This is a genomic window from Streptomyces sp. NPDC057543, from assembly GCF_042801895.1.
Taxonomy (GTDB): domain Bacteria; phylum Actinomycetota; class Actinomycetes; order Streptomycetales; family Streptomycetaceae; genus Streptomyces.
Window position 1 is genome coordinate 1 of record NZ_JBHVFF010000266.1, and the last position, 12,230, is coordinate 12,230.

The following is a 12,230-nucleotide window of genomic DNA, read 5'->3' on the forward strand; positions in this document are numbered from 1 at the left end:
GCCAGGGGGGCGGCGGCGGCCGTCGCCAGGATCACCGAAGGGCCCGCGGAGCTCCTCGGCCGTCCCCTGCTCGTCCACCCCGACGGCTCGTACCAGGGCGGGCTCGGCGGACACCCGGAGCTGGACCGCACAGCGGCGGCCGACGCCCGCGCGATGCTGGACGCGGGCCGCACCGGCTCCGTCACCATCGGCGCCGACGGCTCGCGCTGCGGGCAGCCACTCACCCTGCTCGTCGAATCGAGCGTCCCGCCGCCCCGGATGATCGTCTTCGGGGCCATCGACTTCGCGTCCGCGCTGGTCCGGGCCGGAAAATTTCTCGGGTACCACGTCACGTTGTGCGATGCACGCCCCGTCTTCGCGACGAAGGCCCGTTTCCCGGAGGCCGACGAGCTGGTCGTCGACTGGCCGCACCGCTATCTCGCGGCGACCGACGTCGACGCACGCACCGTCCTGTGCGTCCTCACCCACGACGCCAAGTTCGATGTCCCGCTGCTGGAACTGGCGTTGAGGCTGCCGGTGGCGTACGTCGGAGCGATGGGCTCGCGCCGCACCCACCTGGAGCGCAACGACCGGCTGCGGGAGGTCGGCGTCACGGAGCTGGAACTGGCCAGGCTGCACTCGCCGATCGGCCTCGACCTCGGCGCCCGTACCCCCGAGGAGACCGCGCTGTCGATCGCCGCCGAAATCGTCGCCGACCTGCGCGGTGGCAGCGGAGTACCGCTCAAGGGGGCGCACACGCCGATCCATCATGAGAGCGGCGAAGGGGCGACGGCAGTGATCACTTCCGTGGCTTGAATCGTCCCGTGAACCACGGTTGTCCGTCGGCGGGTTGCCGCCACGGCGGTTTCACGCCAGGTGTGAACTCGACCGTAGCCACGGTTTTGCCTCTAGACCTGCCGCATGACATTCACATCCTCCTCCGCTTCCGGCCGGGCGAGATCCGCTCGTGTGGGACGCAGGGCTCTGCTCATAGCGACTTCGGTCGCCCTGGTGAGTGGCGCACTGTTGCCCGCAGCGGGCTCCGCTTCCGCCGCCGCAGGCCAGTCCCGGCCCGTCGACCGCCAGGCCGCCGCCCCCGTCAAGGAGTACGACATCACCCTGCTCACGGGGGACGTCGTGCACTACTCGGACGGTGTCGGCAAGCAGGACACCGTCACCGTGGACCGCCCCGACGGAGCCGTCGGCGGCGTGCACGTCCAGCAGGCCGGTGACGATCTGTACGTCCTGCCCGACGAGGCCAACTCACTTATCGCAGCAGGCAAGTTGGACCGACGGCTGTTCAACGTCTCGGCTCTGGCCAAGATGGGGTACGACGACAGGAAGTCGGGCGGCATTCCGCTGATCGCCACCTACTCGGCGAGCAAGGGCCGCTCACTGCCCGCCGCTCCTCGCGGTGCGAAGAAGACCCGCACTCTGGAGAGCATCCACGGCGCCGCGCTGAAGGCAGAGAAGGACACCACCCGGGCCTTCTGGAACGACATCGCCCGTACGCCCACGGCCCGTTCACTGGACAACGGCATCGCCAAGCTCTGGCTCGACGGCCGGGTGGAGGCCGCGCTCAAGGACTCCGTGCCGCAGGTCAACGCCCCGCAGGCGTGGGCCGAGGGCTACGACGGCCAGGGCTCCAAGGTCGCCGTTCTGGACACCGGAATCGACGCGACTCACCCGGACGTCAAGGACCGCATCCTCGAAAGCAAGAGCTTCGTGCCCGGCGAGGAAGTCCTCGACAAGCACGGCCACGGCACGCACGTCGCCTCCACGATCGCGGGCTCCGGCGCCGCCTCGGAGGGCGTCAACAAGGGCGTCGCCCCGGGCGCCGACCTGATCATCGGCAAGGTGCTCAGCAACGCGGGCACCGGCGCGGACTCCGGCATCATCGAAGCCATGGAGTGGGCGAAGGCCGAAGGCGCCGACGTCGTCTCCATGAGCCTCGGCTCCAGCATCCCGGACGACGGCTCCGACCCGATGTCCCAGGCCGTCGACGCCCTCTCCGCCGACGGCGGGCCGCTGTTCGTGATCGCCGCGGGCAACGCGTACGGCGCGGGCACCATCGGATCGCCCGGTTCGGCGGAGAAGGCACTCACCGTCGCCGCCGTCGACAAGCAGGACAACCGCGCGAACTTCTCCTCGATGGGCCCGCTCGTCAGGTCCTACGGCCTGAAGCCCGACCTGTCCGCACCGGGTGTGAACATCAACGCGGCCGCCTCGCAGGCGGTGCCGGGCATCAGCGGGATGTACCAGTCGATGTCCGGTACGTCGATGGCGACCCCGCATGTCGCCGGTGCCGCGGCGATCCTGAAGCAGCGTCACCCCGACTGGTCCGGCCAGCGGATCAAGGACGCGCTGATGAGCTCGTCGAAGAGGCTCGACGCGTACACCCCGTACGAGCAGGGCACCGGTCGGCTCGATGTGAAGGCGGCCGTCGACACCACCATCGAGGCCACCGGCTCCGTCGCGGTCGCCTCCTACAACTGGCCGCACTCCGCGTCCGACCCGGTCGCCCAGCGGACGATCACCTACCGCAATACGGGTTCGAAGGACGTCACCCTCGACCTGGCCACGGACACGGACGCCGACGCGTACACCCTGTCGACGAAGCGGCTGACCGTCCCGGCCGGTTCCACCGCCGAGGCCGTGCTCTCGCTGGATCCGTCGAAGGTCGCGAACGACACACAGTTCTCCGGCCAGGTCATCGCCAAGGACGCGGCGGGAACCACCGTCGCCCACACCGGCTTCGCCCTGAACAAGGAGCGGGAGCTGTACGACCTGACGCTCAGGCTCCGTGACCGCGGCGGCAAGCCGATGGACGGTCTGGTCGTCATCGGCGCGCTCGGCGACCCGAACCTGAGCGTCGTCCAGGTGTCGGGCGAGTCCACGCTGCGGCTGCCGCCGGGCAACTACACCGCCTGGACCGCGGCGGACATCGCCGGCGACCGCGCCGACTCGAAGGCCGTGGCATTCCTCGCGGCCCCCGAGACGATCCTCGACAAGGCGACCACGGTCACCCTCGACGCGTCCAAGGCCCGCAAGGTCAGTGTGCGGACCCCGAAGGAGACCGAGACCCGACAGCTGCGATACGACATGGCACGTACCGCACCGGACGGCACGGTCCAGCGCGACGCGTACCAGATCCCGTTGACCTACGACCAGCTGTGGGCCAGTCCCACGAAGAAGGTCACGCAGGGCAGCTTCTCCTTCCTGACCCGCTGGCGGCAGGGCGAGAAGCAGCTGGACGTGTCGGCCGACGGCCGTGACGTGCCGGTCTTCCCGCAGGGTGGTGCGGCCATCGCCGAAGACGGTGACAAGAAGCTGGCCGGCGTCTTCGCCGGCAACGGCGCCGTTGCCGACTACGAGGGCCTGAACGTCAAGGGCAAGGCCGTCGTCATCCGCAGCAGTGACGAGGTCGCTCCCGCCGACCGGCTCGCCAACGCGGTGGCCGCGGGCGCCGGGGCACTGTTCGTCGTCAACGACGGCGACGGCGTCCTGATGGAGAGCTACACCCCCTACGGGACCAAGGGAACCATCCCGGTCGCCTCGGTCCAGCGCCTGGCGGGCGAGGACCTGATCAAGTCCGTCCAGCGCGGTGCGAAGCTGACGATCGATCAGCACCGTTTCGCCGGCTACGTGTACGACCTCGTCGACCGCCACGACGGCGTCGTCCCGGACCGCTCGCTGGAGTTCGCCCCCTCGACCCGTCAGCTGGCGAAGGTGGAGAACACCTTCTACGGCCACAAGGACGTGCTCGGCGCGGGCTTCCGCTACGACATCCCGGACTACGGCCCGGGCCTCGGCTTCGAGGAGTACGAGAAGTTCCCCGGCACCCGGGAGGAGTGGGTCAACCCGCTTCCGGGCGCCTCCTTCTGGTACGAGAACCACTCGGTCTTCAACGCCACCGAGACGGACTTCGCGCACGAGATGCGCAGCGGCGACCTGGACTACGAGGCGGGCCGTACCTACTCCGCGAAGTGGTTCGCGCCGATCTCCCGCCCGCGTCTGGGCACCGGCTACTGGGGTCCGTTCCGCTCCGTCTACAACGACATCCAGTTCAACTTCACTCCGTGGACCGACTCGGGCGCGGGCCACTCGGGCGCCATGCCGGAGGACGAGTACGACACCACCAGTACCGCCTTCTACCAGGGCGACACACTGATCAAGAAGGTCAAGGGCCGGGCCGGCTTCGCCTGGGACGTGTCCGCCGAGAAGCTGCCGTATCGCTTCGTGCTCGACGCCACCCGGGACGCAGACGTGTGGAAGACCTCCACCCGCACCCACACCGAGTGGAACTTCGTCTCGGGGGCGATGGACGAGAACGGCCCGTTCCAGGCCGACATCCCGATGCTCCAGCTGGACTACGGGGTCGACACCGATCTGGCCGGTGACGTCAAGGCCGGCCAGTGGACCGAGATCGGTCTCACCTCCGGTACGCAGGAGTGGCTGGACGGCGCGGTGAAGGCGAAGAAGGCCTCGCTGTCGGTCAGCTACGACGACGGCAAGAACTGGAGCGACGTGGAGCTGCGCGAGAATTCGGCCGGTTCCTGGACCGCCCGGTTCAAGACGCCGAAACAGGCCGGCGGTTTCGTCTCGATCAAGGCGCACGCCGAGGCCGGGGACGGGCTCGGCGTCGATCAGGAAATCATCCGGGCGTTCGGCCTGAAGTGACCGTACGGCTGAAGTGACCTGCTGACAGTTCCTCTTGAGGCTGCTCGCAAGGCACGTGGGAGGCGCTCGGGAGGTTGCGAACGAGGTGGCTCCACACCCTCCGACAGGGGTGTGGAGCCACCTTTTATGCTTTCCTGATCAACAAAATTTGTCTAGTTTGCCCGTATTTAGTGGGTCGTAACCCTAGAAAGGGACTTTTTGCGGTGCGTGGCAAGTTGCCACGACCGGGTGGGGAGGCTTATAAGAGGAATGTGGCTCAGGCGATACCGGGAATTCCGAGAGGCCGCCACGGAGGTTTCCCATGTTTCTGACTCCGTCCGACACGGAGAAATTGTTGCTGAGTGTTGCCGGAATGGTTGCCCGCGACCGACGGGAGCGGGGTGTGCGCCTCAACTATCCGGAGGCCGTCGCCCTGCTGTCCTGCTGGGCCATGGAACGAGCCCGCGAGGGAGCCATGGTCAGCGACCTCATGACCGAGGGGAGGAACGTTCTGACCCGCGCTGACGTGCTCGAAGGCATCCCCGAGATGCTCCATGACGTCCAGGTCGAGGCGACCTTCCCGGACGGGCGCAAGCTCGTCACGATCACCTCACCGATCCCGTGATCCCGGGCGAGGTCCGGACCGGGTCCGGCGTACTGAAAATCAACGAAAATCTTGCCACATTGCGACTCACCGTGGTGAATGACGGAGATCGGCCCATTCAGATCGGATCTCATCTGCATTTCCCCGATGCGAATCCGGCGCTTTCCTTCGATCGGGCCGCAGCCGTGGGATTCCGGCTTGATATTCCGTCAGGTACGTCGCTGCGCTTCGAGCCCGGAGTAGGCGCCGATGTCACCCTCGTCGCGCTCGCCGGCCGGCGTCTGGTCCCCGGGCTGGTGCTGCCGGACGTCCGTGCGTCCACCGGCGCGCCCCTCGGCAGCCCCGCGGAAGCGTGCGCCCCGGCGCCCGCCCCCGCGTCACGAACGGAGGACATGTGACATGGCGCAAATGACCCGCGCCGCCTACGCGTCGCTCTACGGCCCCACCTCCGGCGACCGCGTCCGCCTCGCCGACACCGACCTCTGGATCGAGGTCGAGGAGGACCGCTGCTTCGGCGGCGACGAGGCCGTTTTCGGCGGCGGCAAGTCCATCCGCGAGTCCATGGGCCAGGCCACCACCTCGCGCGCCGACGGCGCCCTCGACCTCGTCATCACCAATGTCGTCGTCCTCGACCACTGGGGCATCGTCAAGACCGACGTCGGCGTCCGGGCGGGCCGGATCGTCGCCCTCGGCCGCTCCGGCAACCCCGACATCAGCGACGGCGTCCACCCCGACCTGGTGATCGGACCCGGCACCGACGTGGTCTCCGGCGAGGGCCGCATCCTCACCGCCGGAGCCGTCGACACCCACGTCCACTTCCTCATGCCGGAGACCCTTCAGGAGGCCCTCGCCACCGGCACCACGACCGTCATCGGCGGCGGCACCGGCGCCACCGAGGGGTCCAAGGCCACCACGGTCACCCCGGGCGCCTGGAACCTCGCGATGATGCACCGGGCCCTGGACCGTGTCCCGCTCAACATCATGCTGTTCGGCAAGGGCTCCACCGTCGGCGAGGACGCCCTGCGCGAGGCGGCACTCGGCGGCGCCGGCGGCTACAAGGTCCACGAGGACTGGGGCGCCACCCCCGCCGCCATCGATGCCGCACTGAAGGCGGCCGACACCTACGGTCTCCAGGTCGCCCTGCACGCCGACAGTCTCAACGAGGCCGGATACGTCGAAGGAACCCTCGACGCCATCGCCGGGCGCGGCATCCACGTCTTCCACGCGGAAGGCGCGGGCGGCGGCCACGCCCCCGACATCATCACCGTCGCCTCGCACCCCAACATCCTTCCCGCCTCAACCAATCCGACGCTCCCGCACACCGTCAACACCGTCGCCGAGCACCTCGACATGCTGATGGTCTGTCACCACCTCAACCCGCGCGTCCCCGAGGACCTCGCCTTCGCCGAGTCCCGCATCCGCGCCACCACCATCGCCGCCGAAGACGTACTGCACGACATCGGCGCCCTGTCCATCACCTCCTCCGACGCGCAGGCCATGGGCCGCATCGGCGAGGTCGTCTGCCGTACCTGGCAGGTCGCACACGTCATGAAGCAGCGCTTCGGCGACCGCGGCAGCGAACTTCCCGCCGACAACGAACGCGCCCGCCGCTACGTCGCCAAGTACACGATCTGCCCCGCCGTCGCCCACGGCATCGACCACGTCGTCGGCTCCGTGGAACCCGGCAAGCTCGCCGATCTCGTGCTGTGGGACCCCGCCTTCTTCGGCATCCGCCCCGCCGCCGTGATCAAGGGCGGCATGGTGGTGTACGCGCCCCTCGGCGACGCCAACGCCGCGATCCCCACCACCCAGCCCGTCCTGCTGCGCCCGACCGCCGCGGCCGAGGCCGCCCCGCACCTCTCGGTCAGCTTCGTGGCCCCGGCCGCCCTGGAGCACGGACTCGCCGAACGTCTCGGGCTGGTACGGGAGTTGGCTGCCGTGCGGCCCACCCGCCACCTCACCAAGGCGGACCTGCCGAACAACACGGCGCTCCCGGACATCGACGTCGACCCGGAGACCTTCGCCATCCGCATCGACGGCGAACTCGTCGAGCCCGCCCCCGCCACCGAACTGCCGCTGGCCCAGCGGTACTCCATGTTCTGATGGCGGGCCTCGCACCCCTCCTGCTCGGCGACGGGCGGCTCCCGGTCGGCGCGTACACCTACAGCGCGGGGCTCGAACCGGCCGTCGCGGCAGGCCTCACCCGCGACCACGTCCCCGCCCTGCTGCGGGCCCGGCTGCACACCGCGGCCGTCACCGAGGCAGCCGCCGCCGTACTCGCCCTGCGGGCCGCAGGACGCGACCCGGTGGACTACGGCCCCGTACAACAGGCTCTCGCCGCCCGGATCCCCGCCGCACCTCTGCGCGAGGCATCGGCGACGCTCGGCCGCGGGGTGTGCCGCCTGGCACGGCGGCTGGCTCCGGACCACCCCGCGGTCACCGCCCTGTCGGCGATCCGCCCACGCCCCCTGAGGCCGATCGCGCTGGGCGCCCTCGGAGCCGTCATGAAGGTGTCGGAGGAGGAGCTGGCGCACGGCGTCGTCTACGACGAACTGCAGACCATCGCCTCCGCCGCGCTCAAGCTGCTGCCCGGCGATCCCCTCGATTCCGTCGCCTGGATCCTCGCCGCGGAGCCGGACGCCACGGCCGCGGTGGCCGAGGCCCTCGCGGTACGGACCCCGGCCGATCTGCCCGCCCGTACACCCCCGCTCACCGAGCAGTGGGCACTTGAACACGCAACACGAGAACGGAGACTCTTCCTTGCCTGACCAGCACCCCGACCAGCGGCGCGACGCACGGCCCGCCCAGCAGCCCGACCAGGGCCCCAACGTGCACTACCACCAGCCCCTCAACCAGCCGCGCGCCATGCGCCTCGGCGTCGCCGGTCCGGTCGGCACCGGCAAGAGCTCGATCCTCGCGACCCTGTGCCGTGAGCTCGCGGGTGAACTCTCCATGGCTGTCGTCACCAACGACATCTACACCGACGAGGACGCCCGCTTCCTCCGCTCGGCCGGCGTCCTGCCCACGGAACGCATCCGCGCCGTCGAGACCGGCGCCTGCCCGCACACCGCGATCCGCGACGACGTCAGCGCCAACCTCGACGCGGTCGAGGACCTGGAGGAGGCGTACGGACCGCTCGACCTGGTCCTCATCGAGAGCGGGGGCGACAACCTCACCGCCACCTTCAGCCCCGCCCTCGCCGACGCACAGCTCTTCTGCATCGACGTCGCGGGCGGCGGCGACGTCGCCCGCAAGGGTGGCCCCGGCATCACCGGCGCCGACCTCCTGATCATCAACAAGACCGACCTCGCGTCATACGTGGAGGTCGATGTGGACGCGATGGTCGGCGACGCCGAGAACGCCCGCGGCGGCCTCCCGGTCCTCGCGCTCTCCAAGCACGACCCGGAGTCGATCGCCGCACTCGCCGACTGGGTGCGGGCGATGCTGGTACGCCACCGCTCCGGCACCCACATCCCCACCGACCCGGGCCCGATGGCACCCCACAGTCACAGCCACGACGACTCGTGACCGCGCGGACGGGCGCTCCCGCCGAGCCGGCCGACCCCACGGTCGTCTCCGCGGAGCGGGACAGTTCGGGCCGTCATCTCGCCCGCGAACTGCGCCCCGGCGCCTTCCTCGCCCCCCGCCCCCTGCTGCCGTCCCCCGACCGCCTCCGGATCGCCCTCGTCGGCACCCGCGCGGGACTCCTCGCGGGCGACGATCTGCTGCTGCACATCTCGGTCGGCCCGGGCGCCCGGCTGGAACTGGTCGAGCCGTCCGGCCTGGTGGCGTACGACCATCGCGGGGGCTCATCGACCTGGCGAGCTCGGGTCGACATCGCGGAGGGCGGCGAACTGCGCTGGGACGCCCGGCCGTTCGTGATCTCGACGGGTGCGCGCGTCGAACGCTCGATGGACATCGTGCTGGCGGCCGGTGCGCGGATGCTGTGGCGCGACACCCTGGTCCTCGGGCGCTCCGGCGAGCGGGGCGGCAGCGTACGGGCGACGACCCGTGCCACGTACGACGGCCACGAGCTGCTGGTCGAGGACCTGGACCTCACGGACCCGGAACTGCGCGAACTCCCCGGCATCCTGGGCCCGAACCGCATCATCGGCTCGGTCACCGCTCTCGGTACGAGGCCAGGGGGCCCGCCCCACCCGTACCGCATGGAGCTGGCGGGGCCGGGGGCTCAGGTGCGGCTGCTGGACACGGTGACACCGGCGATCGACGCGGAACTGGCGGCGGTCTGGGAGGACTGGCTCGTCACCGACTGACACGCGTCAGGGACGGCTGATCCGGGAGCGGCCGGCCGCGCCGCGCGCCACAGCGGCCGCGCCCAGCAGCGCGGGGACCGCCGCGACCGCGAAACACACGGCCGGTGGCAGGCGGTCCACCAGCAGACCCACCGCCGCGGTGCCCGCCGAGGACCCGGCATTGACCGCGGTGTTGACCCACGCGCCCGCCTGCGTGCGGCTCCCCGCGCTCACGGACTCGTCCGCGACGAGATACGCGGTCGTCAAGGCCGGTGCGACGAACACCCCGGCGGCCGCCACCACCGCGGCCAGCACGTACACATCGGGCGACAGCCCGGCCACGGCCATCGCCACCCCCAGGCCGGCGGCCGGCACCGGCAGCCGTACCCGGTTCGGCGCACGCCAGGAGACGGCGCCGTAGGCGAGCCCGCCGCCCGCGCTTCCCGCCGAGAGCGCGGCCAGCACCCACGCCACCGCCGCGCCCTGGTGGCGCTGTTCGGTGAACGCCACCACCAGCAGATCCAGCCCACCCAGACACAGCCCCACGGACGCCGCCACGATCGCGGCGTGCCGCAGCCCGACGATGCCGAGCAGCCGTCGCTCGCGAGGCGCGTCCCGGGGCGCGACGGCCTCCTGAGTGGACGGTGTCGCGACGATGCCGCGGACCGCGGGCGAGGACACCAGCGCCAGCGCGCCCACCAGCACGAGCACGGCACTGATCGCGACACCCGCCGCGGGAACGGTGAAGGTGACCACCACGCCCACCAGCAACGGTCCGGTGACGAACAGCAGTTCCTCGGCGACGCCGTCCAGGCTGTACGCGCGCCGCAACAGCTCCCGTTCCGGAACGAGGCTGCTCCACAGGGTCCGCATCACCGGTCCCAACGGCGGTGTGCAGGTGCCCGCCGCCACGGCGAGCACCCCCAGCAGGAGCGAGGAGGCGCCGGGGCGCCACGTCACGCACGCCAGGGCGGTGAGCAGTGTCGCGTAGACACCGGCCATCGGCGGCAGCGTCCGGCGCGGCCCGTGCCGGTCGATCAGCGCGGCACGGGCGGGGGAGAGGAAGACGCTGGCCGCCCCGAACAGGGCCATGACGGCGCCCGCGGCGGAGTACGAGCCGGTGGCGTCCTTCACCGCCAGCATCAGGGAGAGGGAGATCATCCCGTACGACAGCCGCCCCAGCAGAGCGGCGCCGAAGGTGCGGGAGGCGTGGCGGGTACGCAGGACGGCGGCATACGAAGGGGCGCGCGAAGGCGCGGGTGAGCGCGAAGGCATGAGGACGTTCCTCGTGAGGGCGGCGCGGTACAGGGCGCCGCGGACATGCGGGGACACCGAGGGGCCGCACCCGGTGGGACGGGGTGCGGGCAGTACGGGGTCCTACGCACGGGAAAGGAACATGCGTGCCAACGTACCAGGGCGAGAAGCGTGTTGTGGAGGGTGCTTCGGGGGATCGGTGTGAGACTGGGGCGCCGGCTGTTCCGGCGCTGCGCGGCCGTGTGGCGCGGCCGCTTCGGCGGGAGAGAGGACCGTGATGCGAAAGATCATCCTGATGATGTCGATGTCTCTCGACGGTTTCATCGAGGGACCGGACCGTGAGATCGACTGGCACCTGGTCGACGAGGAACTGCACCGTCACTTCAACGAGCAGCTCAAGGCCATGGGCGGCTTCCTGGACGGCCGTGTGACCTATGAACTCATGGCCGGGTTCTGGCCGACCGCCGACGCGGACCCCTCAAGTGCCGGACCGGTGGCCGAATTTGCCGGTATCTGGCGGGACATGCCCAAGGTCGTGTTCTCCCGGACACTGGAGCGGGCCGACTGGAACACCACCATCAGGCGGGAGATCGACGTCGACGAGATCAAGGCGCTCAAGGCGCAGCCGGGCGGAGACCTGGTGCTCGGCGGTGCCGATCTGGCCGCGTCCTTCATGCGCCACGATCTGATCGACGAGTACCGCGTCTACATCCATCCGGTTCTCATCGGACGGGGCAAGCCGCTGTTTCCGGCGTCGGATGCCCGGACCGGGCTCCGCCTGGCCGAAACCCGGACCTTCGGCAACGGGGTCGTGCTCCTTCGCCACGAACGTCCCGCGGCTGCTCCACCGGAATGAACTCGCCGGGCCGCGGTGGTGTGACCGCTGCTCCACCGGGCCGTCCGGGCGGCTCTCCCCGTATAAATGCCGCACTGTTAAATGCCGCACCGTCTACAGGTGGCCGTACCGTCACGAGATCCGACGAAAGGACCGGCGATGACACTCGCAGCCGATGACCGTCTGGCCATCACCGAACTGATCGCCCTGCACGGGCATCTGGTGGACGACGGCGAACTCGACCGATTCGACGAGCTGTTCACCGACGACATCGTCTACGACACCTCGGACCTCGGACATGGAGAGATGCGCGGGTTGGCGGCCTTCCGGGACGCGGCGCTGGCGATGGCGGAGCGCGGGCCCGTCAGTCACCACGTCACCAACATCATTCTCACCGAGGCCGGTGACGATCAGGTGCGCGCCCGCTCCAAGGGGATCGGTATCAAGGCGGACGGTACGTGCGGAAGCGTGACCTATGACGACGTGATCGTGCGCGGTGAGCAGGGCTGGCGCATCAGCCGTCGCAGGATCAGCGTGCGGCAGATGCCTGCGGCCGCGAAGGAGTAGCCCGAATCACATGTCGCATGTGCGGGTATCGCGTGGCATGCCACATGCCACATGCCACATGCCACGCCAGGTGTCGCAC

The 12,230-nt window shown here is 70.1% G+C and carries 11 protein-coding genes; 10 read left to right on the top strand and 1 reads right to left on the bottom strand.

Annotated features, from left to right (window positions below):
• The 8 genes from ACFU8Q_RS32465 to ACFU8Q_RS32500 all read left to right on the top strand — a co-directional run.
• A partial coding sequence (locus ACFU8Q_RS32465) for an XdhC family protein (RefSeq protein WP_384460939.1) occupies positions 1 to 795 on the top strand: 795 nt, incomplete at its 5' end.
• A gap of 105 nt (positions 796 to 900) precedes the next feature.
• Positions 901 to 4,659, top strand: coding sequence for a S8 family serine peptidase (locus ACFU8Q_RS32470; RefSeq protein ID WP_384460942.1), 3,759 nt, complete (start codon positions 901 to 903; stop codon positions 4,657 to 4,659).
• Positions 4,660 to 4,960: 301 nt separating this feature from the next.
• Complete coding sequence (locus tag ACFU8Q_RS32475) at positions 4,961 to 5,263, top strand: urease subunit gamma (RefSeq protein WP_384460945.1); 303 nt, start codon at positions 4,961 to 4,963, stop codon at positions 5,261 to 5,263.
• Positions 5,260 to 5,640, top strand: a complete 381-nt coding sequence (gene ureB / locus ACFU8Q_RS32480; protein ID WP_384460948.1) for an urease subunit beta — start codon at positions 5,260 to 5,262, stop codon at positions 5,638 to 5,640. Before ACFU8Q_RS32475 ends, ureB begins: the two co-directional genes overlap by 4 nt.
• A 1-nt stretch (position 5,641) precedes the next feature.
• Positions 5,642 to 7,345, top strand: a complete 1,704-nt coding sequence (locus tag ACFU8Q_RS32485) for an urease subunit alpha (protein ID WP_384460951.1) — start codon at positions 5,642 to 5,644, stop codon at positions 7,343 to 7,345.
• Positions 7,345 to 8,010 (top strand): urease accessory protein UreF, encoded by a 666-nt coding sequence (locus ACFU8Q_RS32490; protein WP_384460953.1) that lies wholly within the window; start codon positions 7,345 to 7,347, stop codon positions 8,008 to 8,010. Before ACFU8Q_RS32485 ends, ACFU8Q_RS32490 begins: the two co-directional genes overlap by 1 nt.
• 97 nt (positions 8,011 to 8,107) lie before the next feature.
• Entirely contained in the window at positions 8,108 to 8,770 is a 663-nt protein-coding gene (gene ureG, locus ACFU8Q_RS32495) for an urease accessory protein UreG (RefSeq protein WP_384460969.1), read from the top strand.
• On the top strand, positions 8,767 to 9,516 hold the full coding sequence (locus tag ACFU8Q_RS32500) for an urease accessory protein UreD (RefSeq protein WP_384460956.1): 750 nt from the start codon (positions 8,767 to 8,769) through the stop codon (positions 9,514 to 9,516). The genes ureG and ACFU8Q_RS32500 overlap by 4 nt, the downstream gene beginning before the upstream one ends.
• A gap of 6 nt (positions 9,517 to 9,522) precedes the next feature.
• Here the strand turns inward: ACFU8Q_RS32500 and ACFU8Q_RS32505 are convergent, their stop codons facing one another.
• Complete coding sequence (locus tag ACFU8Q_RS32505) at positions 9,523 to 10,770, bottom strand: MFS transporter (protein WP_384460960.1); 1,248 nt, start codon at positions 10,768 to 10,770, stop codon at positions 9,523 to 9,525.
• Positions 10,771 to 11,026: 256 nt separating this feature from the next.
• Here ACFU8Q_RS32505 and ACFU8Q_RS32510 point away from each other — a divergent pair, with 256 nt between their 5' ends.
• Both ACFU8Q_RS32510 and ACFU8Q_RS32515 read left to right on the top strand, forming a co-directional pair.
• A complete protein-coding gene (locus tag ACFU8Q_RS32510) occupies positions 11,027 to 11,605 on the top strand; it encodes a dihydrofolate reductase family protein (RefSeq protein WP_384460963.1) in 579 nt (192 codons plus the stop codon).
• Between the two features lie 138 nt (positions 11,606 to 11,743).
• The gene (locus ACFU8Q_RS32515; protein WP_384460966.1) at positions 11,744 to 12,151 is read left to right on the top strand and encodes a nuclear transport factor 2 family protein; all 408 of its coding nucleotides are present in this window, start codon (positions 11,744 to 11,746) and stop codon (positions 12,149 to 12,151) included.
• Positions 12,152 to 12,230: the final 79 nt, after the last annotated feature.